Here is a 22062-nt window from a genome sequence, read left to right as displayed (position 1 = left end):
TTTCTCCGGAACCTCGACACCTCACCCACCAGAACTCGCACCAGGGGTAGCCATGTCCGAACCCGCCCACGAGAACGAGCCGGTGCGCGTACCGGACCACGACCTCGACGACCTCGTCGCCACGGTCACCCGGCTCACCGCCGAGAGCCGCAAACAGAGCGAGACGCTCGCCCGGCTCACCGACGACCAGCCGTCCGAGGACGTCGCCGAAGCGGCCGATCCCGTCCACCCCGAAAGCCCGGCATCGGCCTCCGCCCCGGCCGAAGGCAACGCCGACGGCGGCCCGGCCTCCGTCTTCATCCTGGCGCTCGGCGCCAAGGCCTACACCGAGGAACTGGCCGCGCTGACCAACTGGGTGCACAACCTGCTCCTGCCGGTCTACGGACGGGAGATCACCACCGGCCGCCCGTGGTGCCGACAGTGGCAGGAGCACCCCGAGGCCGTGGCCCGGCTCCACGCCCTCTGGCTCGCCTGGCAGCAACTCACCGACGTCCAGGCCGGCCTCACCGGCCCTTCCACCTGGCACCGCGATCACCTCGATCCGGCTCTGCTCCAACTCCGCACCCCGGAAGGCCCGTTCGGAGCCTGCACAACCAGCGCGGCCCGCCCCCACCACCGGCTGCTGGCCTCCCCCGAGCCCGCCGGAGTCTGAGATGGCCGACGCGTACGAACCCTCTGCGCCGAACTACCGGCTCGACGGCTTCCAAGCCGCCACCGAGCGGATCGAGGACGACTTCTTCTCCGTCACGCTCTCGGACGACATGTTCGTCCCCTTCTCCGAGCACCACAGCGGCGACGGCCGCGACAGCTACCTGCTGCTGTACGACCGGTCCGCGATCTGGGACATCCCAGGGGCGGCGGAGTACGTCACGCTGCACATCACCCGGGACGTCGAGCAGCGCACGTTCGACTTCGCGTCCGAGCGCCACCCGGTCGTTCCGCTGGCGCAGAACTGGCTGATCCGCCGGGGCTGCCCACAGGAAGCCGCCGAGGTGTCCCACGGCCACGGGCCCCGTCCCGCCGACGCCCTCACGGCACGCCTTGAGGACCTGCTCCGGACCAACCCCGGCAACCGGTACGAGGTCCTCGACCACTACACCGACAACCCGTGCTCCTTCGACGTCAGCGTCGAGGTACGCACCCTCGTCCACGACAGGCATCCCGAGTCCTCAGCTGCGCCGTACCGCCTCTTCCTCGAAGAGACAACCAAAGACATGCGCACCTACACCGTCCGGGAGGGCGTCTTCGCCAGCGCCGAGGAGGCGGACACGTGGATGGTGGAGCGGAACTCGCCGCTCCCTCTCGCGCCCGCCCCACCGCACGCCGTCGGCCGCCGGGCGGCAGCCGCCCGCGCTCGCTCCACGATCAACGGTGACGGCCTCGCCGTAGCTCCCGCGGCCGTCTTCCCACCGCCATCAACGGAACCTGCTCCGACACACTCCCGACGGAGCGCGCGATGAGCCGGGCACGGTACGCCTTCGCCGCCCATCCCGAGGCACTGGCCGACCTGCGCGCCGTACCGGAGACCATCCGCGACCTGGCCCTGCTCGAACTGCAGCACCTGGTCCACGGCAACGAACGCGGCGCCGCCCTCCAGCGCGAACTGACGGGCTGCCACAAGGTCTACGTCGACCCGGAGACCCGCTGGCGGCTGGTCATCCAGTACCGGGACGCTCCCGCCTCCTCCCAGCACAAACGGGAGATCTACCTCCTCGCGGTCGGCGAACGCCAGGACCAGGCCGCCTACCGCACCGCGGCACTCCGGCTGGAGCGCGAACGGACGGCCACCGCCATGTCCCCGCACGACCGGCGAGCCCAAGCCGCCAGGGCCCGCTCCCCCCAGCACCACGCCGGACGACCGGCCACCACAACCCAGCAGCCTGCGGCAACGACCGCTGTCACGAACCGCACCGCGTCGGAACGCGCCACGCGGTCCCGCTGACGGCGCTCAACCACCCTTCGGAGAACCCCACCGTGCCCGTCCTCTCCACCGCACCCACCCGTCACACCGACCTCGTCGACCAGGCCGTCGCCCTCCTCTCGCCCCGCTGGACCACCTGGACCCTGCAGACCATCCAGCAGCACGGCCCCATGCGCCTCGCCGACATCAACTCCGCACTTCCCTGGGTAGGCGTCCACGCCATGGCCCAGATCGTGCGCCGCATGCAGACGAGCAGCCTCCTGGACCGGCCCCAGGTCGGGGTATACGACCTCACACCGCTCGCCCGCGACACCCGACACGTCCACCGTGCGCTCTCGGCCTGGCACCGTAACCACCTCGCTGACGGCACGGCGTCACTCGCGGAGGCGGAACGCTTAGAAGACTCCCTCGGCCGGCTCCGCGGGAAGGGCACGATCCCCCTCCTCCACGCCCTCGCGCAGCACGGCCCCCTTCCCAACGGTGCGCTGCGAACCGAAGCCGCACTCGCCACCGGCTCCTTCCACTACCGCATCACGCAGCTCCAGACCGACCAGCTCATCACCCGCAGGAGCCCCTTCTCCGGTCAAGGCTCCGAGTACACCCTGACGTCCGCGGCCCGGGGGCTCACACCGGTGTACGCCGAACTCGCGGAGTTCGCCCGCAAGGCACACCCGACGACAACTCGCCCCACCCAACTCAGCCCGCCAGCACAGCAGGCCGTACAGGCGAGCGCGGCTACGCGCCGCAGTCCCGCGACATCTCCCGAGTTGTTCTCGCACGTCCCCGACTCGCAGCCACGCGTGCCTGCGTACGTCACCGCGCTCTCCCGCCCATCCCGGACCAGGTGACTCCAGTGCCCATGGCCAGACCCCTCCGCGCGACCGCGCCCTCGCGCCCTCACACGGGCCGCTCAGCCGCCCGTGCCCCACCACCCGAAGGCCCTCTCATGCCCAGTCCCGCTCCGCCTGCCCTCGCCCCGCACTCGAATGTCCTGGTCAGTCCCGGCTACCTAGCCGGTCCCGGCGACAGCCGCAGCATCTTCGACCTCCTGGACCACGCCCCCGGTTGGACCAAGACCATCGCCTTCCGCACCGACACCTATTACACGAGCCCATGCCAGCGCGTACGCGTCGCCAACGCCCTGGAGAGCTTCTACGGCGGGTGGACCATCTCCTACGCCGAGGACCCGCTCGGCGTGCCCGACTGGATCACCACGTTCGACCGGAACACGCCCAACGAGATCGTGGCCGCCTTCACCGAGATCCTCGTCGACGGACTGCACAACAACTTCGCCGACTACCTCAGCGGAGGCCCGCACCACACGGGTATCAGCCCCGCGTCCCTCACCGCGCGACACCGGTGGAAGGCCGTACGTGGCACCCGGCCGTTCCGTACGGTCTCCCCCGACGGCCACGCCGCCTATCGGATGGCCGACGGCTGGCTGCACGAGTACGACGAACTGCTCACGCCCGAGAAGTCGACGTGGCGCATGTCCGCCGGCCCCGACCCCGTGTACACGCCGAGCTGGCGGGCCTTCTTCAGCCGGTACACCCCGCAGCACCTCATCACGGCCTCCGCCGCCGCGTTCACGGACCCCACCCCTGTGCCGCGCGCCCTGGACCAGATTCCCGACCGTCACCGCTCACTGGTCTCGGTCACCCGCACCGAAACGACCAGGCCCAACCCACGGTCCACGGCGGCGCTGGCCCGCAGTACCCAAGTCCAGGCGATGCGCTCATCTCCGCCTCCGGCCGCGCCAACCGCGCTCACCACGCACGCCGGTTCCCGACGGCAGCGTTGCCCCTCGTCGGCTGCACCGTCACCGATGACCCCGTCCTGGTACCTCTCCTCGATCACGGCTTCGCCCTTCACGACGACGAGCTGGCGCTTATGCGGAATCAGAATTGTCAAGGGGCATGCCGGTGACTGCCGCGCCGGAAGTGACAGTGTCTCTCTCGATGAGGACGCCTCTGCGACAGCCTGAAGGCCCGCTTGGCGGAGGCAGGGCGTACGGGACGGTTCAGCAAGATCTCAGGGAATCGGGTCAACCCCGCCTCTGTCGAGAGCCCTCGACAAAGGCTGCCCGTGAAAGAAGAGGGGTTCTGGTGTCTGGAAACCGCCCCCGCTGTCACCCGCCGGCCGAGAGTGCTTCAGCTGGGATGGTGGTTGCCGGGGCTTTTTGGGGCAGCAGGCATAACGCCCAGCTGCCGTCCGGGCTTGGCCGCTGGGGCGTCGGCAGGCGCCGTGGTCTGCGATGGTGACCCGGTGGGCGGGCGGCGGACGGGCCGGAGTGGCACGCGATCAGCATCGGGGAGGAAGGCTGTCAGCAAAGGTCCCCGCAGCGTCTGGGCGTCGAGCACTCCGCCGACATGCCGGACAACGATGTCCAGGCCGACGAGAAGGACCGAAGTCGCGGAACCGGAGTTCGCGGTGGCGGGGATCGCATGCAGCGCCTGCCGGAGGGCGGAAGCGAGGGTGTGGGGGCCTTCGCCTCGTACGACGGGCGTGGTGGACAGTTCGACGCTCTCGGTACGCCGTCCGTCGCGGTAGTGGTCCAGGGTGCGCAGCCCGTCACCGCCCTTGAACACGCGGACCGTTTCCGTGCCCTGCGACAGCCGGGCCATAACATCTCTGACCGCCCCCGTCAATTCCGCCATCCAACCCGCTGGTCGTCCCTCAACGACCTCTCTGATCAGGAGTGTTGTTACGACTGGTTGAACCCGATCATGGAACCGTCGGTCTCGACGTTTGTCAGCCGCGCCAGTTCCCCCACGCTCAGCTCGATCCGTCGCCCATCAGCCATCCGGGACCGGCCCAACGACGCCGCCTCAACGTCATCGACAGCCTCATCGTGCGCGCGAATTTCCTCGCTGCTCAAGCCCGCTCCTCACTCTTCTCTCCACGCGGCCGTCGACCGGCCGCTCCCGCACCAGCTGAGCGGACCTCCGTTTCATTCCGCGTTGGACGCAGAGCAGTCCTCGCACCCGCAGCAGTTCGCGCACGGCAGACGCACACTGCGGGCAACGGACTGGAGACACCGGCCAAGACCATGTCAACGTACGGGAGCCCGGAAAAACAGCAGGTCAACGAAGGGTTCTCTGTTCGTGACGCTCACCACCACCGCCCCGTTCCGGCCTCCTGCAGAACCTCCTCTGCCCACCCTCGGCGAGCGTGAGTGGCTCCTCGAATGCACTGCGCCCGACCCGTGACCGACCTTCTCAAGGACCAGGGATGGGACGTCGTCGCCGACCCGGACTGCAACGTCCGCTGTTCTTTCGGACAGACACCCCGGCACAGGCCGTCGCGGGATTCCTCGCCGCTCTGATCGCCTTCCCACCTGCTACTGCACCTGGCTGTGACATCCGCTTCCGAACTCTCATCACCCAGGAGACTGTCTTGCGCTACAAGATCACTGTTGGCCAACTGGTCCGTCAGCTCCAGAACTTCGACCCCGACCTGCCTGTGTGCCTCGCCATCAATCCCGACTGGCCCTATGCCCACCGCATCGGCCGCATTCTAGAGATAACTGGATCGAACGGAGCCGTCTATATCGCCGAAGACGGCCAGGAGTGCGTGCTGCCGCCCGCCGTCCGCAACCAGTTGGACTGGGCCAACGTATGACGTACCGCCCACGACACGTTGCTTCACCGATCAGCTCCCGCGACTCCTCGCAACGCCTGCTCCTCAGTGACCTGGTCCGTCACCCCATGCCGCAGTCCGCGCGTGGCGCTCTCCTCCGCCGCGTGCCTCCTCGTCCCACCCAGCCGATCCCCACGATGTGGATAACCGACCTCAACGCCGACCGCCTCCAACCCGGCTCCATCCTCCTCAGCTGGGAGCCCTGCCTCGGAGACGGAATGGATGTGACCGCTCACCTCCGTCTGGCCTCGGCCGAGGTCCTCCTCGCCAGCTGGCCTGACCTCCACGGCGACTGGACCGCCGTCGTGCACCCTACGATTCACGAGGTCATCGGGCTTCACGCCGCGCTGTCCATCGCCACCGACGCGCTGCACCTCGCCAACCACCTGGCGACCCGCTGACTATCCGTTCACCGCGAACTTCCGAGGGCTGTCCCACGACTGGACACCGTTGGCGAATCCCTTCCGCCCCGGCGTGACGTCGGTCCGCACCACCGCGTTGGTGGTGCGGACCGACGCATGTTCTGGGGAGGGTGACGGTGGTCTTGCGTCCTGAGGAGCCTGGAGAAGTGCCGGAAGCGACGGCGAGCGTGGCCCGTGCCGCCTTTCCCCACGGCTGTTTGGCTGTCCGGCTGCGGGACGTGCTCGGGCCGCTGTTCCATGACGAGGACTTCGCCGGCTTGTTCTCCTGCCGGGGCCGCCCGGCCATGTCGCCGGCCCGGCTTGCGCTGGTCTCGGTGTTGCAGTTCACCGAGGGCTTCTCGGACCGGCAGGCCGCGCACGCGGTCCGCTCACGGATCGACTGGAAGCACGCGCTCGGTCTGGAGCTGACCGACGCGGGGTTCGACTTCTCGGTGCTCAGCGAGTTCCGGGACCGGCTCATCGCCGGTGGTGCCGAGGCCCGAATGCTAGACGCCATCCTTGAGCACGCTGAAGCAAACGGCCTGCTCAAGGCCGGTGGACGACAGCGCAGTGATGCCACACACGTGCTGGCGGCGGTCCGGGACCTGAACCGGCTGGAGTACGTGGTCGAGATGATGCGGGCCGCGCTGAACGCGCTGGCTGCGGCTGCCCCGAAGTGGCTGGCCGAACGGGCACCGGTGGAGTGGTTCGACAGGTACTCGGCCAGGCCCGACGACACCAGGTCGAAGATCCCCAGCCGCTGGGCGGCCCGGGTCGAACACGGCCACCAGGTCGGCCAGGACGGCATGCAGTTGTTGCGCGGTGTCTGGTCGAACGACGCACCAGGGTGGTTGCGGGAACTGCCGGCGGTGGAACTTCTGCGGCAGAGCTGGGTGCAGGAGTACGAGGTCACCGACGGGGAGGTGACATGGCGCGCGCCCAAGCACCGGCCGCCCGGAGCACACCGCCTGTGCTCGCCCTACGACCCCGACGCCCGGGTGGGGGTCAAGCGGGACTGCGCCTGGAACGGCTACAAAGTCCATCTGACGGAGACCTGCGAGCCGGACGCCCCGCACCTGATCGTCAACGTGACCACCACCCCCGCCCCGGCCGACGACAGCGCCCAGGTCGGCGTGATCCACCAGCAGCTCGCCGAGCGGGACCTGCTGCCCGAGACCCACCTTGTCGACAGCGGCTATGCCACCGCCGCCAACATCGTCGCGGCCCGCCGCGATCACGAGGTGGAATTGTGCGGGCCGGTCCGGCCGAACGTCGGATGGCAGGCCGCTCGTGGCAACGGCTACAGCATCGACGCCTTCACCGTTGACTGGGACCGGCAGCACGCCACCTGTCCCAACGGCGCCACAAGCCGACAGTGGTACGACGACCATCGCGGCAACGTGCCGGTGATCCGGGTGAAGTTCTCCCCGACCGACTGCCGCCCCTGCCCGTCCCGCCCGGACTGCACCCGCTCCATCCTCAGCATCGGCCGTGAAATCACCTTACGCAGACAGCCTGAGCACGAAGCCATCCAGCAGGCCCGGGCCAATCAGCAAGACCCCGCCTGGCTGCGACGCTACGACGCTACGGGCACCGCGCCGGTGTCGAGGGCACCATCTCCCAAGGCTCCAGGGCTTTTGGCCTGCGCAGATCTCGCTACCGAGGGTGGGCCAAAACCCACCTCCAGCACCTGCTCACCGCCGCCGGCATCAATCTCGTCCGGCTCGATGCCTGGCTCACCGACACGCCCCTTGCCCCCCACTCGAACCAGCCACTTCGCAGCACTCCGCCCCACCGGGTGAGCCCGGTGGGGCGGAGATTCACTGCGAGGGCCAATTCGCCAACGGTGTCCACGACTGGGGCAGCCCTCGTGGCCTGGGACATCACAGCCTTGTACCAGACAGCCGGGGTGCCTTCCTGATGCAAACCGCCGGTGCGCCCACGAGCGGACTAGCGTGTCCCGCTGTCGCCCAGGACGTCGGATGCCGCTCTGCGAAGGTGCTTCACGGCCTGGTAGAGCAAGTGTTCCCGCTCGGCGGCGAGCGCGGTGTCCGCGGCCTTGGCGGAGGTGTCTTCCGCGCGGGCGTCGCGCACCATCCGCCGCACGACTTCGGCGAGGTCGTCGGACGCGTGAACCACGCCGTACAGCGCCCCCACTACAGAGGTCGGGCCCTCCAGGATGACAAGCTCGGCGGCCCTGTGGACACCGCGGGCCTGGGCGACGAAGTGCTCCATTTTCTCGTCGACATCCCGCAGGTCCGGCCGGTCAACCCGCAGCGCGTCGCGTACCGCGTCCAAGGCAACATCACGGTCGTATAGCGTGCAAAGGTAGTTCGCGTAGGCGTCCCGGCGGTGCTGCCGACGCCACTGGCCGAACTGCGAGCGCGCCGCCGCACGTCCGGCGACCATCGCGGAGCCGAGGGTCGCGAGTGAGCCTACGGCGGCGCCGAGCAGCGCGGTGAGTCCAGCGTCCATCGCCCCATTCTGCCTAAGCCCATACCAGCTTGACGTGTGTCCAGAGGCGAGACCAGGTCGTTCGCAAGGAACCTCGTGGGTCTGCGTGCATGCGTCTGCACGCGACGTCTGCGGCGCCCGGCCGCAGGGCTATTCGGGCCTGGGCTCGGTCAGATAGATGCCGGCGAGCGTGCCGTCGTAGCCTGTGGCGTGGGCCGCGGCGTCCAGGCTCGGGTAGTCCTGGCCTCCGACGTCGATCATCGCCTCGTAGTCCGCGCGGGTCAGTTCGCGCTCGACCCACTGGTGTGCGCAGCGGCAGCGGATGCTGATCTCGTCGTGGTCGCAGATCACCATCCAGTCGCGCCGGGCGCCGCACTGCGGGCACATCACGGGGATCCCGGTGATGACGATTTCCTCGGGGTGGGTAGTGGCGCGGAGACCGATGCTGCCGTCGCCGAGTTGCGTCTCCTGCTGGAGCCGCAGCAGAGGATCGTCGCCGAGGGCCGTCTCCGGCAGAACGGTTCTCTGAGTGTGGAGGCCTTCGTCGAGTATCTGCATTGTCTCCTTCTCCATATCAACCAGCCCTAACAGGCGCCGGCCGTCGGTGTCCAGCTCTTTGTGCTGCTCAGCGCCTTGGTCCCCGGTGGCGGGAGTCGACACGGCAGGTGTCGGCCGACGCGTAGGGCGCTTGCGGCGGGGACGGGCGAGGGCGTGATCGGGTTGTCTGCGCGTTCGTACGGGCGCGTGGCGGGTCCATGGTGGCGGGGAGTTTGCCGATGCGTCGTACTCGCCAGACGAGGACGTCGGTGACGCTGTCCGCGGTGTCCAGTTCGCGCCATTCGATGGCCTGCTGGAGCAGGGCATCGGGGTCGTGTCCTGCGCGCTCGGCCTGGTCCAGGGTGGCCGCGAGTGCGTCCCAGCCGGGTTCGCGGCGTAGGGAGTCGGACTGCTCGGGCAGGAGGGTTTCGAGAGTGTCGGCGTACCGCTCTCGTACGGGTTCAGGGAGGCGCCGGCCCTGCTCGCGCATCGCGTTCATGGGAACAGCGGCGGCCGACCGATAGGCGCTGCGCAGGTGTTGTGCGGCTCGTTGGGCTGCGGCTGCCTGCTGGGCGTGGCCGCGGGCGGAGTGCCAACGCGCGGCGGCGATGGTGACGAGGACCATCGTGGACAGGACCATCGCGGTGGCGCCGCCGTCTTCGCCTTTGCCGAGGGCGTTGCCGGCGCGGATGATGCCGCGGGCGGCGGAGCGGATGGCTCGGTTGTCGGCGCGCTCGGCGCGGACGTGGGAGCGGGTGGCGCGTTCGAAGGCGCGGGCGGCCTCGGAGAGTTCCGCGCGGGTCGAGGGCGGGGCGGTCTGGGCGAGAGCGTCGAGGAGTTCGCCGGCGCCGACGAGTTGGGCGGCGGAGTCTTCGTCATCGTCCCCGTCGAGGATCGATACGGCTCGTTCGGCGACCGTGACCGCCTGGCGCCGTGCAGGGGCCGGGCGAGGTACTCGGTCATCTCCATGGTCCGTGATGGGCTCGCCATCGAGGCGCCCGGCCTCCAGGCGCTGACGGATCCTCGGCAGGGAGAGGTCCGGGGCGAGTTTCGAGCCGGAGAACCAGACGGGTTCGGCGTCGCGGTTGCGGTCGCCTGGGAGGGCGACCTTATACCCGAGTGTGTCGCCGGACGGGGCGATGCGTTGTTCGACACGAAGGCCGGCTTCTGCGAGGCGGTGGAAGAACTCCTCCTCGCTGGCGGCTCCGGCCAGGGCGTGGCGAACGCTCTCCCGCAGCGTTTCGCGGGGTGTCTCGGTCCGGCCGGTTCGCTGGGCCTTGGAGCGTTCGGCGCTGGTGGGGCGCTGGGCGGCGGTGCGGTCGCCGCCGTTGAGGATCTGCAGGCCGAATTCCTTCTCGATCTTTCGGCATTCGGCCTGGGCGCGGATGCCGTCCTCGTGGCGGCGGGGGCGGCGGCCGTCTTCGCGGACCAGGGTGGCGACGAGGTGGATGTGGTCGTCGGCATGGCGTACGGCGATCCAACGGCAGGCCTTGGTGTCGCCGTCTTCGGCGATGCCGGTGGCGTGGACGATGCGGCGGGCGACCTCGGCCCATTCGGCGTCGGTGAGGTGACGGTCGCCGGGTGCCGTGCGCACGGGGCAGTGCCAGACGTGCCGGATCGGGCGCCGGTCCCTCGGAAGGGCGAGGACGGGGAGGTCGAGCCGGTCAGCGAGTTGCTTGAGAGTGGCGACCGGATCGCGTCCGGGATCGTGGGCAAGTTCGGGCACCCAGGATGCGACGAGGTGCGGGTCGGTGTGCTCGTCGCGACGGCCGGGTCCGTAGAGATAGTTGAGGAGTCCGTACGTGCGGCTGCCGGTGGAGATGTCGGGGACCACCGTCAGCGCCGCGCGATCTCGATCGCGGCGGCCTCGACCCGGTCCGCGGCCCGCAGGACGCGGGCGACCGCGTCGTCCGCGTACTCCACCTGACCGCCGGAGTTGAGGATGCGGGCCACCTGGTTGAGGTTGTTGCCGGCGCGGGCGAGCTGTGCGCTGGCGGCCATCAGTTCTTCGACCCGGCCGCGCTGGTCCAACAGCCAAGGCTGCGGGCCTCCTTGGTGCCGGGCGACCGCGACCGCGGCGTCGGCGAGGAACCCGGCGGTCTTCAGGCCGACGGCTTCCGCGGCGTGCTTCACCAACGCGAGTTCGTCGGAGGTCAGTCGGACGCTGCGGACTTGGTCACGGTGCACGCTCTGGCGCAGGCGGGGGCGCGTACGCGTAGTGGCGGGCGGGTTCGGGTCCTCTCCTGGCCGCGATCCGCCCTCGGTCGCGGCTTGCGAGCACGGCGCACCCTGGTGCCGGGCTTCCGCCACCCCTCCCGGGGCGGGGGCATGCGCTTCCGAAACTCCTCCGCGGCCACGGGCCGCGGAGGAGTTTCGGAAGCTACAGCTTGCTCGGCCTCGTGCCGGGCAGTCACCTTGCCGCAGGTCAGAGGTTGTTTCGGGTGATTCGGAGCGTGCCATCAGTGCGTCCGGGCCTTCGTACGGCGCACGTCGCGGAGGATCTCGGCGAGGAAGTCGATCGCGAGGACCGGGTGATGCAGGGTGCGGGGCGTGCTGGCGGGGGTTCGCTGCACGGTCCAGGTTCCGTCCGGGCCGGGTTCGGCACGGTGCAGGTGGCCGTACCGCCGGAGCACGGTGATCCAGGCGTCCGCTTCGGCCGGGGTGGTCGGTGTGGTGCGCAATGTGTGTCTCCGGTGCGTGGAGGAGAGTTGGCGGGGTGCGGGCGGGCGGCCAGGTTGTGGCCGCTGGCCGCCCGCCTGTCCGGGCCGGTCGGTCAGCCGGTCCTGGTGGCCGACTTGTGGCTGCTCTCGGCGCGGAGGTGTCGCATCAGGGCGGTCAGCCGGTCGTTGGACAGCGTCTTGCCCTGTCCGCGGATGGCGTCCGCGACGACCTCGCGGGTGACCTTGCCCGCGTCGGCGACCGCCTGGCGGGCGATCGGCAGGAGGGTGTCCGCCGACGCGGCGGTGTCCGGGCCGCCAGTGTCCGAGGCCTCTGAGGCGGTGTCCCGGCTGGTCTCCCGCTCGGTGGCCGTGGGGGCGGCGAGCCGGAGACGGGTGATCGGGGCAGGTCTGCTGACCGGCCGTCCGCCCAGGTCAGTGGTGTCTCCGCCGTGCGTGGACTCCGGCTCCGGGACGCTCTCCGGGTGGTGTCCGGACGCCTCCTCCCGGTCAGCCATTCGCGGCATGTCCGGGCCGGAAGTGACCGCCGGACGGCCGTTCTCCGGCCGGGAGAGCGCGGCCGAGTGCCCGGAGGTGACCGGGACCGGCCGACGTCCGTCCGCCACCTGCGGGGTCTCCGGCCGGTCAGCGGTGATCCGGTCAGTGCGGACGGCGACGGTGTCCGGGTGTCCGTGGTGACCGGCCTCGGTGACCCGGCGGGCGATGAGGATGTACAGGTGGACGGCTCCGGCCAGGGCGAGCGGGGCGAGGGTGGACAGGGCGCCGACGGTGACGTCGCCGAGTCGGAGTCCGCCGCCTCCGGGATGCTGCTGGTTGAGGCGTACGGCATGCAGGGCGTTGGCCCAGATGCTGGCGGTGGTCGCCGTGCCGAACAGCGTCCAGACGTACAGGCGTGCGGCGAAGGTGGCGGTGCGCAGGACCAGGAGGGCGCGCACTCCGTAGGCGATGAAGCCGTCGATCACCAGAGGGAAGAGGAACGTGAGGGGTCCTCGGACGTGGATGGCGGTGGCCATCTGCTGCAGGGCGTCGTACGAGAGAGCGCATCCGGCGCCGCCGAGCGCGACGATCGCGGCTCGGTCCCAGCCGGTGATCCGCGCCGGTGTTGGGGCGTTGTGACTCACGCGGCCGTCCCGAGGTCGCCACGTGCAGGTGTCTCGGCTGTGGGTGCCTTGAGCTCCGTGGTGGGGCTGGCCTTGGGCTTCTTCTTCCCCTCGTTCACCGTCTTCCTGTGGTCGACGGCGCGGTTGCGGATCTTCCGGCGGGTGCGTCGGTAGAGCTTCTCGGCGTGTTCCTCGGTGATTTTGAGCAGCCAGGCGAGGCGCTCGGCCGGCACCTCGGCGTGGTAGGCGGCTATGACGACGGCGTCGCGCTCGGCCTGTGTGAGGTGGATGTCGCGGCCGGCGAGTACGGCGTTGACTCGGGCGTAGTCGCAGCGGCGGTGGACATTGCGGTGCAGGGGGTCGCGTTCCTCTTCGGTCATGCCGCCCCGGATGCCGTCGCGGTCTCCGTTTTCGAGGGCGGCGTCCAGGCAGGTGGCACGGACGGGGCACTGCGCGCACAGGGCCTTGGCGGCGCGGATGCGGTCCATCTCGTCGGGCTCGGGGAAGAAGATGTCCGGATCGACCTGGTGATGGGTCGTCGAGCGGCAGGCGGCGCTGTCGTGCCAGGTGAGGTCGCCAAGGGTGCGCGGCGTCTGGTTCTCGGTGCTGTGCATGTGGGTGTCTCCGGTCGCCCCGGGCGCGTTTTGGGCAGGCGCGTCCCAGGGGTTGGTGCGTGAAGGAGGCGGAGGTGGTGGCAGCCGGTCGCGGCGGGGATCAGACGGCGGGGACGCGGCGACGCTCGGCTGCGAGGGCTCGTCTGCGGTCGGGGCCGTCGAGGATGACCTTGTCGCTCATCTCGGTCAGCCGGGAGGCGACCCGGTCGCCGATGTGCTGACGCAGGTCGGCCATGCCGAGGTTGGTGGTGATCAGCGTCGGGAGCATCTCGTTGTAGCGGCGGTTGATCAGCCGCATCGTGATCTCCTCGGTCCACTCGCTGTTCTTGGCCGCGCCGAGGTCGTCGACGATCAGCAGGGGGCAGCGGGCGAGGTCCATCAGCTCCCGCTCGCCGTCGTGCCCGAGGCGGGGTCGCAGTTCGGCGTACAGGTCGGCGGCCGTGGTCGCCTTCCAGCGCAGCCGTACGCCGGCGATGAGCAGCGAGCGGATCGCGCCGTACGCCTGGTGGGTCTTGCCTGTGCCGGTGGTGCCGACGATCAGCAGCGAGCGGCCCTGCGCGATGCCCCGGGCTCCCTCGGGTCCGGGACGGCCGGCCTCGGCGATCTCGCGGACCCAGGCGGCGACCGCCGGGTGGTCGGCGACGGCTGCCTGGTAGCGGGCCGGGATTCGGGCCTGTGCCGCCTGGAGGGCGGGGATCGGTTCGACCGGGTCGGTGAGTTGCGTGGCCGGGTCGATACCCCGTGAGGTGAGGATGTTGGTCAGGCGTCGGGCGATGCCGCCGACGGGCTGGGCGTCGTGGTCGCGCATCACAGCTCCTCGGCGTAGGCGGCGGCAGGGTCGGCGGGATTGGCCCAGGCCCGGTGAACGGGCACGTTAGGCCGCGATTCCGTCCGCACCAAACTGGTGGGGGTGGCGTTCATGGCCTCGTGGACCAGGCTCGGCAGGGTGCTCGGGTGCAGCCCCTTCGCCCGGTGGCGCGCCAGACCGGCCCGGACGTGGTCCGGATCGATGCCCTCCGCGAGGAGCTTGGCGGTCTCCCGTCCGAGGTGACCGAGTACGCCGCTGGGCGGGCGGTGGGCACAGGCAGCGGCGTACTCGGCCATGAGCTGCTGAGTCGAGACGGTCTCCGATGCGGGGGCGCCTGCGCCCCCCGAAGGAGAAGTAGTTCCTAGATCCAAGTTCCTAGGTCCTAGATCCGGACCGTGAGGGCTCATCGAGGGCTCACTGAGTCCTCCGTGAGCGCTCCGCAAGGGCTCACGAAGTGTGTTCTGAGCTGCGGTTTTGTGAGGGTTGGGGATCTCGTCCCGGGTACGTGAGCCCTCACTGAGCCCTCCGTGGGTCTTCACGGAGGACTCAGTGCCGTCTCCGTGAGCTCGCGGTGCGTCCGGAACGGGCTGCTCGACATCGTGGTGCGGGCAGGCAGGGAAGCGGACGCCGCTCGGCCGGTTGATCTTCTGGTGCTGGCGCCAGGTGACGACGTGCAGGTACCTCTTGCCGTCGTCACCTCCGTAGCGGCAGATCAGGTGGGCGGCGGCGAGCTGGGTCAGGTCGTCCTCGACGTCCACGGGTCCGTGCTCCGGGCGCAGCGACCACAGCAGTCCGGTGATCACGGCAGGCTGGTCGCGGAAGCGGCCGTGGTCGTCGGCCTGGGTGAGGAGGCCGAAGAAGGTCCGCTCGGCGGCGAGGGAGACGGCGGCGAGCGACTCGGACGCGAAGGCTTCGGGCTTGATAGTTCGGATCCGGGCCACGGGTCAGCGGCCCCCGTCCGATGGAGCGCAGGCCCTCGCCGTGGGACGCAGGGACCCGGTGGTCAGGTCGAGGTCATGCGCCCCGTCCCAGTTCGCCCCGGGAAAGGCCCGGATCACCCAGCGGGCGGCGGCGGTTCGCTGGGCCCGGTTGAGAGATATGGGTTGTCCCCGCTCGTCGTACGCGCGGGTATAGGGACTCGGCCAGGTCTGACCGGGCTGGCGCTGCGAGACGCGGAAGATGCGGGCACCAGGCACCATGTCCGCCAGGAGGACAGCCAGGCGGTGCTGACGGATATCGTCCGGGGGTTCAACAGCCTTGGCGGGCCGGGCGGTGATCGCCCTTCCGCTTCGGGACGCGGGCATGCGACAATTCCTCACTCGTAGGTGGGGTGGGACGGCCGTTCTCGTCGAAAAGGCCAGCCGACTCGCCCCGGTTATGAATCCGCACCCTCAGGGGTGGCGGGCTCGGCGCCCGGGAGCCACTAACTCCTGGGCGCCGTCCTCATTTCCTGCTGGAAATCGCAGAGTTGACGCTGGGCGTGGTTTCGCTTTCCTCCATTGCGGGGTCGTCGTTCGGCGGTGCCGGCGTTGGACCAGCAACATATGCAACACGTGGTGAACACTCCAGCGGACAGCGGGCACTGCGGGAAGCCGACGCCAACTCGACATATACCGCTGGGGCTGGAGAATGCTCCCGGCGGAAGGTCGTGCCGGGTATAGCACTCCGGACCGAATCCTGCACCGCTAAGTGAGCGAGGTTCAGCGGGGGCGGGGATTGGCGCGGGATCGGATATCCACAGCTCCCGAGATCTGGATCCAGATGTGGCTTCCGACGTCCGTTCGACGCAGCAGAGACATGCGGCACTCCTCACGTGACAGCCACTCACAGGTCCCGTTTTGGGTAGGGAGTGGCCGAAGGGTGCGCCTTCCGCCCACTCAAGGCTCGAAGCCGCACACGTTCCAACGCCCGAGGGACGGAGCCCTCGGTACCGATTCCTTCCGGGAGCCCCCCCGCGCGCGGGATGCCGCGGCTGCACTCCGGCAGCCCCACCTCCGCCGGGAGCGTTGGTGGGGTCGAAGAGGAAGACCGAGCCGCGTGCGATGCCGCTCGCTCTTCGCTAAGCTGAAGCTATTCCCGGCTAGAGAAAAAGTCAACACACTGGATCGACTCCAGCTTGCATAAAAAGCGAGGTCAGATGCCTGCCCGCCACTTCGACCGGAGCCGTCTGCGTGTGGTCCGGCGAGCCGCTGAGATCTACCAGGCCGCCGTGGGCGAGGCCCTGGGTGTCTCCGACTCCGCGGTCGCCAGCTGGGAGAGCGGTGCGCAGACTCCCGACCCGGAGAAGCTTCCCGCTCTGGCCCGCGCGCTCGGCCGGGAGCTGGACGACCTGTTCCCGCGGTCCGGCCCCCCCGATCTGACCGATCTGCGCTGCGACGCCGGCTACTACCAGTACGAGACGTCCGAACTGATCGGAACCCGGAGCGCCGGGCCAGTGGCGGCTGCCGAACGCGGCGAGCGACGCCTCAAGGACAAGTACGTCCCGGCGTTGGCGTCGGCGTACGGGGTCAGCGAGGATGAGCTGCGGCGAGCTGAGGACAGGTCAATCGCCAAGGCACAGGGGCTGCATATCGACGAACCCGAGCTGTCGGGAAAGAGGGCGGCCTCGCGTCCCGGCGGCCCTCCCGAGTCATTGGCCGAGAAGATCACTCTGCTCCTCGACAACTCGTACCCCAGCCCCCCTGGCCCTCCCTCCGACGCGGAAATGGCCAACGCGGTGAACGCCCACGCCGGGACTCAGATCATCACCGAGGAGGAGTTCCGGAACCTCCGTACCGGCGTCGCCGAATCCGCGCCGCCTGCCGTATTGGACGGACTGGCGACGGTCGTCGGCGTCTCGCGGATGTACTTCGAACCCGATGACGCCGTGGCCGCCCAGGTCTACGAGGGCCTTCAGCTCCTGGCAGCCGCCAAGAAGGGAGCCGTGGGCCGGGTGAGGGCTCGCGGCCTCGGCGCACAGGGGCTGTCGCCCAAAGCGATGGCGCTGGTCAACGAGTTGGTGGCGGAGCTGGAGGAGAAGGAGACAAACACAAACGAGTGATACCGGACTGGCTCAGGTCCCCTGTCGGTCGATCTTGATGAACTGGACGATGACTTCCGTGATGGGGCGACCGTTGCGGCCAGCGGGGATCTTCGCGATGGCGTCGACGACCTCTTGCCCTTGGATCACCTCGCCGATGATCGTGTGTCGGCCGTTGAGATGCGGTGCAGGCCTGAGGGTGATGAAGAACTGCGAGCCGACAGTGTCCGGAGCCGTGGTGGTCATGGCCACCATGTACGGCCGGTCGAAATTCACCGACGGGTCGATTTCGTCCGGGAACTCCCAGCCCGGTCCTCCTGTGCCATCGCCTTGTGGGTCACCTCCCTGGATCATGAGGCCGGCCACCACCCGGTGGAAGATCGTTCCGTTGTAGAGGGGCCCGAAGCCCAGTTCGCCCGTCCGTGGATCTCTCCACGTCCAGGTCCCCCGGGCCAGGCCACTGAAGCTCGCGACCGTCTCTGGCGCGGACTCCGGAAACAGCCTCACGACGATCTGTCCCAGTGTCGTATGCAACGTGGCGGTCAGCTCTTGAACCATGGACTTCCGTCCCGTCATCCGTGTCCCCGCAAATGGAACAGCACAACTGCGCAGGTCAAGGCGAGGACACGCCCGTCGCACGCTCGAACATCAGGTCCCACCGAGCCCATCCCGCACGTCCGCCGCCCCTCGGAGTCGGCGGACGACAGTCCACGTACCGTCACCGCCGGGCGGCTGTGGGAGCATGGCTGGCTACGGCTCGTCACCGAAGATCACGACGTCGGCCATCGTCCTCGCGTCGGAATCGGAAGACGATGACGGGGGCTTCGCTTGGCCCAGACGCCCTCCATGAGCCTTGGGCTGCCCGAGGGGCTACGACTGATCAGTCCCAGAGCCTGGCTCGTGCATCTGTCCGGCGGCGATCACCGCACGGATGCTCCCAAGGGCATCGAGGTCGGTCAGCGGATCTCCGCCGACGACCAGCAGGTCGGCACGGAAACCAGAGGCGATGCGACCGGCCGAGGTGCCGACACCCAGTGCGTCGGCCGCGTGGGCGGTGGCCATGTCGATGATCCTGTCGTTCGTGATGCCCAGGTGCGCGTAGAACGCGAGGGCGGGTACGAGCGACCCGTCGAACCCGGTCCGCTGCACTCCAGCGTCGGTGCCGGCGATGAGTTTGACTCCGGCTTCGGCCATCTCCCGGACCTGCCCGAAAAGGACCTTCGCCCGCTCCTCGCCGAAGACACGCGGCACCATCTGCCAGTGGGGGCTGACAGCCGGGCAGACGGCGATGTCCTGATCGATGATCTTCTTGAGCACGTCTCGGCGCAGGCCGAAGCCGTCCTCCGCCATCCAGGAACAGTGCTCGATGGTGTCCACGCCCGCGTCCACGACCGCCGAGATGCCGTCCACCCCGTGGGCGTGCGCGGCCACGGGCACGCCAGCCTGATGTGCTTCGTCCACCAGAGCGCGAAGCTCGTCCGCCGAGAACTGGCTCTGCCAGCTCTTCGGCCCGTCCTTGGTCAGACCGCCTCCGGTCGCCATGACCTTGATCACGCCGGCACCCGCCGCCAGGTTCCGTCGCACCAAGTCGCGGACTGACGCCTCGCCGGAGACCTCGCCGCCCAAGAAGTAGCAGTGGCCTCCGGGCGTGGTCAACGGGGTGCCCGCGGACACGACACGAGGCCCAGGTGTGTCGCCTCGGCCGATCTCCTCGTTCAGACGCAGAGCCAGGTGATTGCGGTCGCCCAGGTCCCGAACGGTCGTCACACCGCTGCGGACGAGTTGCTCCGCGCGTCGGCGCATCTCCGACAGGAGGTGTTCGTCGTCCGAAGCACGGAGAGCGGCCACCGGGTCGCTGCTGCCGTCGAACACCAGGTGGACGTGGGTGTCGATGAGCCCGGGAACGACCGTCGCGTCGGGAAACGCGAGGTGCGTCTCGTCCGCGTCGGCACGGAAGGCGAGCTGCGTGCGGGGTCCGACCGCGGTGATCGTGGCGCCTTCGACGAGGATGGCGCCGTCCTCCAGGTACGTCCCGGAACCGGTCAGGATCCGGTCGGCCGTGATCAGCATGTCGTGTCGTCTCCTCGTTCTCTCGTGGTCACGCGGTCAGCCGGAGTACGTCCGAAACCGCGATCAGCTGACGAACGTCCTCGTCCCGGTCTTCCCCCTTCGGCATCGCGAGGGCGACAGCCGGCCCCGGTGCCGGAACATCGTTCTTGATCATGTCGGCGGCGACGCGCAGACGCTGGGCCAGCTGAGCGGGCTCAAGGTCCAGGAGGTTCACGTCTTCTCCCCTGCCCACCACGTAGGGGCTAATGTCGACCAGTCCGTCCCGGCACTCCACTATCCGGCGGTGGTACCGGCGGTGGACACCACGGGCCCGCCACCGATCCCAGAACCCCAACGAAGCGGGACGCAGGTGGTTCTGGGGATAGACCTCGAACAGGAGCTGCCACAGGGGGGCCAGCCGACGGTGATCGCGTCGCCGACGCAGCCACAGCCGCATGGCAGTGGCCCTGGCGCGGGCCACCGAGTACGTGACGCCCGCAGCGAAGAGGAGGCTGGACACGACCAGCAAGAGCGACGCGTAGGTGTTGACCCGATACGGCACAGAACCACCGCTCCACCGCACGGTGACGAAGACCGCGCGGATCGCAGAGGCCGCAGCCATCCCGGCCAGGCCGATCGCGGCCATCCACAGGCCGGTGGCGTGCGGCCGGCGTGACATGCGCGCGTAGGCGGCCGACCACCATGCGGCGGCACCGATCGCGTACATCAGGTACAGGCCGGCGACGGTGTAGAAGACGAAGATCTGCGGGACCGTCATGTCCACGGTGACATACGGCTTGCCGAGTTCATCCCGCGGCACGGTCACGGCGGCCAGGGTGATCCCCACCGCGACCAGGGTCATGACGACGCCTTCCCACCGGGCACGACGACGCGCTCCCGACCCGTCCGCCGAGTACAGGTAGAAGCACATCAGGAAGTAGACCGCCAGCAACAGCAACAGGTTCTGGGCGAGCCGGGCCATGCCGTGCCCGGCGAGGGTGTCGATGCCGCTGGCGCCTCCCGGCATGGCCGCCGGATACGACAGCCCCATGAACAGGAAGGCGAGTGCCACCGACCGCGTGGGAGCGTCGTGCGGAGCACGGATCCACAGGTAGAGCCGCCACACGACCGCGACAGCGATGATCAGCAGAAGGTACTTCGCCACGACCTACAACCACCCTCGTCGGTCGCCCAGAGCGGACTGAACCCGACGCACTCGGGGGTCCTCCGACAACGGAGGAAGCGCGTCCACAACCGAGGACCACTCCAGGATGATCGTGGCCGCCAGCTCGACCGAGCACTCCTCCGCGTCCTCGTACGAGCATCGGGCGGCGACCCGCCGGATCAACTTGGGGTCAAGGACGGGCATCAGGACTGACCACTCCTCGACGAACTCGCCCGGGGAACGCTCAGCGACCTCACAACTTTCCTCCCACTCATCGACGATCATGTGGAGGAGCTCGTGGAGGATGATCTGCCGCTGGTGCAGCCGGGTCGTCTCCTCCTGATAGAGGACCACGTCAGTCTTCGGCATCTCGACCCACAGGCCCGAAGGGCCGGGCTTTTCCAACGCGAAGGGGCGCAGGACCATCGGACGTCCGCGCCGCTCGCCCAGCGCCCTGGCCAGCTTCTCTACGTCCAGAGGCGGGGCGATACCGAGGCTGCGCAACTCCTGCCGCAGTCGACGGTGCAGGCCGCGCTCCACAGTGCGCTTCTCGGCCGTACGCCATCGCCCCAGCCGCCGACGTCCCGCCCACCCCCGCACGGGTCCCGTAGATTCCGGCACGCCACGAGGGCATTCTCCCGGAGACATTTGTGCAATCCCTTCGTACCGGCTGAACGGAGCTCGCGCTCGGAGCCGTGCGTCAGCCACCACGGGTCAAAGATGTTCCGTCCCCGGGGCAGCCCACATGAAGTGACGGCGTGCCGAAGCGATCGGATTGCGAGGTCGAACGAGACCTCCGTTAGCCGCTTAGTCGCAAGCGCGAACGGCAGCCAACCGAACAAATGCCTCCGGAGAGGCCCCCAGGAACCCTTCGGACCTTACGTGAGGCCCGTAAGTGATCAACGATCGAAAGTCCCTCTACGGGATCCGAGGAGGGCTGAAAATAGGTAGGCGAAATCCGCTTAAATCAGTCAAAAAGAATGTCGATCAAGCACCTGAGCTGCCACTTACCCTTGTGTTCATTTTGTTCGCTCCCCGCCACTGGCTGCACGGATTCGTTATCATTTCGAGATGATAAGCGAGGGGAGATTTCAGACATATATCAATTTACCTACCGGAAAGGCACCCTCGTGAGATGCAGCATCGAGTGCAGCGGTGGCGAGAGGTCTGCGGTCTCCCCGGCCTCGCCGCGTTATCCTCCTGGTCATGCGAGCGGACAGATTCAGCCAGATGCCCGGGTACTCAGAGTTTTGGGGTGGTATCACTTGTGCTCACTGACCACTCTTCGCCCTGATGGAAGCCCTCATGTTGTGCCCGTCGGTGTGACCATCGACATCGATGCAAGCATCGCTCGCGTTACCACTCGCAAATCAAGCAAGAAGGTGGCCAACATTCAGGCGCACCGACCCGGTGAAGCACATGTGGCTGTCTGTCAGGTCGACGCAGGACGCTGGGCGAGTTTGGAGCGCACAGCGGAGGTCCGCACCGATGCTGCTGCGGTGGAAGACGCTGTCGCCCGCTACGCACACCGCCATGGACGGACCCCGGCTCCCGATCCGAAGCGAGTTGTCATCGAGATCACGATCACTCGGACCATGGGAGTGACCAGCCTTTCCCAGCCGACACCGTCAGCGCGCACTGCCTGAGCAGGTAGTAGGTGACCGGCGCGCGTGACGG

General features: G+C 68.8%; 24 protein-coding genes and 1 pseudogene. 10 read left to right on the top strand and 15 right to left on the bottom strand.

Translation table 11 applies throughout. The annotated features are described in order from the left end of the window. Positions 1–52: 52 nt before the first annotated feature. From ACZ3KP_RS03125 to ACZ3KP_RS03105, 5 genes are all read left to right on the top strand, one after another. Positions 53–652, top strand: a complete 600-nt coding sequence (locus ACZ3KP_RS03125) for a DUF4913 domain-containing protein (protein WP_387140553.1) — start codon at positions 53–55, stop codon at positions 650–652. 1 nt (position 653) lies between these two features. Further along, positions 654–1460 (top strand): hypothetical protein, encoded by an 807-nt coding sequence (locus tag ACZ3KP_RS03120; RefSeq protein ID WP_387140550.1) that lies wholly within the window; start codon positions 654–656, stop codon positions 1458–1460. Continuing rightward, on the top strand, positions 1457–1942 hold the full coding sequence (locus tag ACZ3KP_RS03115) for a type II toxin-antitoxin system RelE family toxin (protein WP_387140548.1): 486 nt from the start codon (positions 1457–1459) through the stop codon (positions 1940–1942). Before ACZ3KP_RS03120 ends, ACZ3KP_RS03115 begins: the two co-directional genes overlap by 4 nt. A 32-nt stretch (positions 1943–1974) precedes the next feature. Further along, the gene (locus ACZ3KP_RS03110) at positions 1975–2769 is read left to right on the top strand and encodes a winged helix-turn-helix transcriptional regulator (protein WP_387140545.1); all 795 of its coding nucleotides are present in this window, start codon (positions 1975–1977) and stop codon (positions 2767–2769) included. Between the two features lie 98 nt (positions 2770–2867). After that, the gene (locus ACZ3KP_RS03105) at positions 2868–3905 is read left to right on the top strand and encodes an SPDY domain-containing protein (protein ID WP_467495841.1); all 1038 of its coding nucleotides are present in this window, start codon (positions 2868–2870) and stop codon (positions 3903–3905) included. Between the two features lie 166 nt (positions 3906–4071). On the opposite strand, the gene ACZ3KP_RS03100 is transcribed toward ACZ3KP_RS03105, so the two are convergent. Then, the gene (locus ACZ3KP_RS03100; RefSeq protein ID WP_387140539.1) at positions 4072–4545 is read right to left on the bottom strand and encodes a hypothetical protein; all 474 of its coding nucleotides are present in this window, start codon (positions 4543–4545) and stop codon (positions 4072–4074) included. 80 nt (positions 4546–4625) lie between these two features. Next, positions 4626–4799 carry a hypothetical protein gene (locus ACZ3KP_RS03095; RefSeq protein WP_387140536.1) on the bottom strand — a complete coding sequence of 58 codons (174 nt, stop codon included), beginning with the start codon at positions 4797–4799 and terminating at the stop codon, positions 4626–4628. Positions 4800–5317: 518 nt separating this feature from the next. On the opposite strand from ACZ3KP_RS03095, the gene ACZ3KP_RS03090 reads away from it, so the two are divergent. From ACZ3KP_RS03090 to ACZ3KP_RS03080, 3 genes and pseudogenes are all read left to right on the top strand, one after another. After that, positions 5318–5542 carry a hypothetical protein gene (locus tag ACZ3KP_RS03090; RefSeq protein ID WP_387140533.1) on the top strand — a complete coding sequence of 75 codons (225 nt, stop codon included), beginning with the start codon at positions 5318–5320 and terminating at the stop codon, positions 5540–5542. Positions 5543–5784: 242 nt separating this feature from the next. Next, on the top strand, positions 5785–5961 hold the full coding sequence (locus ACZ3KP_RS03085) for a hypothetical protein (RefSeq protein ID WP_453293010.1): 177 nt from the start codon (positions 5785–5787) through the stop codon (positions 5959–5961). 137 nt (positions 5962–6098) lie between these two features. After that, a pseudogene (locus ACZ3KP_RS03080) lies at positions 6099–7763 on the top strand (IS1182 family transposase). 148 nt (positions 7764–7911) lie between these two features. Here the strand turns inward: ACZ3KP_RS03080 and ACZ3KP_RS03075 are convergent. From ACZ3KP_RS03075 to ACZ3KP_RS03035, 9 genes are all read right to left on the bottom strand, one after another. Continuing rightward, the gene (locus ACZ3KP_RS03075; RefSeq protein ID WP_387153201.1) at positions 7912–8436 is read right to left on the bottom strand and encodes a proline dehydrogenase; all 525 of its coding nucleotides are present in this window, start codon (positions 8434–8436) and stop codon (positions 7912–7914) included. 129 nt (positions 8437–8565) lie between these two features. Next, positions 8566–8973 carry a hypothetical protein gene (locus ACZ3KP_RS03070; protein ID WP_387153203.1) on the bottom strand — a complete coding sequence of 136 codons (408 nt, stop codon included), beginning with the start codon at positions 8971–8973 and terminating at the stop codon, positions 8566–8568. 67 nt (positions 8974–9040) lie between these two features. Continuing rightward, positions 9041–10786, bottom strand: coding sequence for a relaxase/mobilization nuclease domain-containing protein (locus ACZ3KP_RS03065; RefSeq protein ID WP_387153205.1), 1746 nt, complete (start codon positions 10784–10786; stop codon positions 9041–9043). Positions 10787–10788: 2 nt separating this feature from the next. Then, positions 10789–11139, bottom strand: a complete 351-nt coding sequence (locus tag ACZ3KP_RS03060) for a plasmid mobilization protein (RefSeq protein WP_467495837.1) — start codon at positions 11137–11139, stop codon at positions 10789–10791. Between the two features lie 272 nt (positions 11140–11411). Then, positions 11412–11633 carry a hypothetical protein gene (locus tag ACZ3KP_RS03055; RefSeq protein WP_387140972.1) on the bottom strand — a complete coding sequence of 74 codons (222 nt, stop codon included), beginning with the start codon at positions 11631–11633 and terminating at the stop codon, positions 11412–11414. Between the two features lie 92 nt (positions 11634–11725). Then, entirely contained in the window at positions 11726–12751 is a 1026-nt protein-coding gene (locus ACZ3KP_RS03050) for a DUF2637 domain-containing protein (RefSeq protein WP_387140969.1), read from the bottom strand. Continuing rightward, a complete protein-coding gene (locus tag ACZ3KP_RS03045; RefSeq protein WP_387140967.1) occupies positions 12748–13344 on the bottom strand; it encodes a WhiB family transcriptional regulator in 597 nt (198 codons plus the stop codon). Before ACZ3KP_RS03045 ends, ACZ3KP_RS03050 begins: the two co-directional genes overlap by 4 nt. Before the next feature lie 100 nt (positions 13345–13444). Further along, complete coding sequence (locus tag ACZ3KP_RS03040) at positions 13445–14152, bottom strand: ATP-binding protein (RefSeq protein ID WP_387140964.1); 708 nt, start codon at positions 14150–14152, stop codon at positions 13445–13447. Beyond that, positions 14152–15093, bottom strand: a complete 942-nt coding sequence (locus ACZ3KP_RS03035; RefSeq protein WP_387140961.1) for a hypothetical protein — start codon at positions 15091–15093, stop codon at positions 14152–14154. The genes ACZ3KP_RS03040 and ACZ3KP_RS03035 overlap by 1 nt, the downstream gene beginning before the upstream one ends. 1196 nt (positions 15094–16289) lie before the next feature. Between ACZ3KP_RS03035 and ACZ3KP_RS03030 the strand changes: the two genes are divergently transcribed. Beyond that, positions 16290–17192 carry a helix-turn-helix transcriptional regulator gene (locus tag ACZ3KP_RS03030; RefSeq protein ID WP_387140958.1) on the top strand — a complete coding sequence of 301 codons (903 nt, stop codon included), beginning with the start codon at positions 16290–16292 and terminating at the stop codon, positions 17190–17192. A 12-nt stretch (positions 17193–17204) separates the two neighbouring features. Here ACZ3KP_RS03030 and ACZ3KP_RS03025 read toward each other — a convergent pair whose 3' ends face one another. The 4 genes from ACZ3KP_RS03025 to ACZ3KP_RS03010 all read right to left on the bottom strand — a co-directional run bounded on the left by ACZ3KP_RS03025 (position 17205) and on the right by ACZ3KP_RS03010 (position 20925). Continuing rightward, the gene (locus ACZ3KP_RS03025; RefSeq protein WP_387140955.1) at positions 17205–17729 is read right to left on the bottom strand and encodes a peptidylprolyl isomerase; all 525 of its coding nucleotides are present in this window, start codon (positions 17727–17729) and stop codon (positions 17205–17207) included. A 312-nt stretch (positions 17730–18041) separates the two neighbouring features. Next, positions 18042–19241 carry a metal-dependent hydrolase family protein gene (locus ACZ3KP_RS03020; RefSeq protein ID WP_467495832.1) on the bottom strand — a complete coding sequence of 400 codons (1200 nt, stop codon included), beginning with the start codon at positions 19239–19241 and terminating at the stop codon, positions 18042–18044. Between the two features lie 28 nt (positions 19242–19269). Further along, positions 19270–20385 (bottom strand): MAB_1171c family putative transporter, encoded by a 1116-nt coding sequence (locus tag ACZ3KP_RS03015; protein ID WP_387140949.1) that lies wholly within the window; start codon positions 20383–20385, stop codon positions 19270–19272. Between the two features lie 3 nt (positions 20386–20388). Continuing rightward, the gene (locus ACZ3KP_RS03010) at positions 20389–20925 is read right to left on the bottom strand and encodes a hypothetical protein (protein ID WP_467495830.1); all 537 of its coding nucleotides are present in this window, start codon (positions 20923–20925) and stop codon (positions 20389–20391) included. A gap of 782 nt (positions 20926–21707) precedes the next feature. Here ACZ3KP_RS03010 and ACZ3KP_RS03005 point away from each other — a divergent pair. Next, positions 21708–22031, top strand: coding sequence for a pyridoxamine 5'-phosphate oxidase family protein (locus ACZ3KP_RS03005; RefSeq protein WP_387140943.1), 324 nt, complete (start codon positions 21708–21710; stop codon positions 22029–22031). The last annotated feature ends 31 nt before the right edge of the window (positions 22032–22062 follow it).

It is taken from the genome of Streptomyces sp. NPDC020958, from assembly GCF_055562175.1.
Note: the sequence above shows the minus strand (reverse complement) of the source record. Positions and strands in the feature narration are given on the sequence as shown.

Bases quoted from the DNA above. Each gene is read 5' to 3' on its own strand.
- ACZ3KP_RS03025 (WP_387140955.1), bottom strand. From the start codon at position 17,729: ATGGTTCAAGAGCTGACCGCCACGTTGCATACGACACTGGGACAGATC.
- ACZ3KP_RS03070 (WP_387153203.1), bottom strand. From the start codon at position 8,973: ATGCAGATACTCGACGAAGGCCTCCACACTCAGAGAACCGTTCTGCCG.
- ACZ3KP_RS03120 (WP_387140550.1), top strand. From the start codon at position 654: ATGGCCGACGCGTACGAACCCTCTGCGCCGAACTACCGGCTCGACGGC.
- ACZ3KP_RS03115 (WP_387140548.1), top strand. From the start codon at position 1,457: ATGAGCCGGGCACGGTACGCCTTCGCCGCCCATCCCGAGGCACTGGCC.
- ACZ3KP_RS03040 (WP_387140964.1), bottom strand. From the start codon at position 14,152: ATGCGCGACCACGACGCCCAGCCCGTCGGCGGCATCGCCCGACGCCTG.
- ACZ3KP_RS03045 (WP_387140967.1), bottom strand. From the start codon at position 13,344: ATGCACAGCACCGAGAACCAGACGCCGCGCACCCTTGGCGACCTCACC.
- ACZ3KP_RS03075 (WP_387153201.1), bottom strand. From the start codon at position 8,436: ATGGACGCTGGACTCACCGCGCTGCTCGGCGCCGCCGTAGGCTCACTC.
- ACZ3KP_RS03030 (WP_387140958.1), top strand. From the start codon at position 16,290: ATGCCTGCCCGCCACTTCGACCGGAGCCGTCTGCGTGTGGTCCGGCGA.
- ACZ3KP_RS03105 (WP_467495841.1), top strand. From the start codon at position 2,868: ATGCCCAGTCCCGCTCCGCCTGCCCTCGCCCCGCACTCGAATGTCCTG.
- ACZ3KP_RS03125 (WP_387140553.1), top strand. From the start codon at position 53: ATGTCCGAACCCGCCCACGAGAACGAGCCGGTGCGCGTACCGGACCAC.
- ACZ3KP_RS03100 (WP_387140539.1), bottom strand. From the start codon at position 4,545: ATGGCCCGGCTGTCGCAGGGCACGGAAACGGTCCGCGTGTTCAAGGGC.
- ACZ3KP_RS03020 (WP_467495832.1), bottom strand. From the start codon at position 19,241: ATGCTGATCACGGCCGACCGGATCCTGACCGGTTCCGGGACGTACCTG.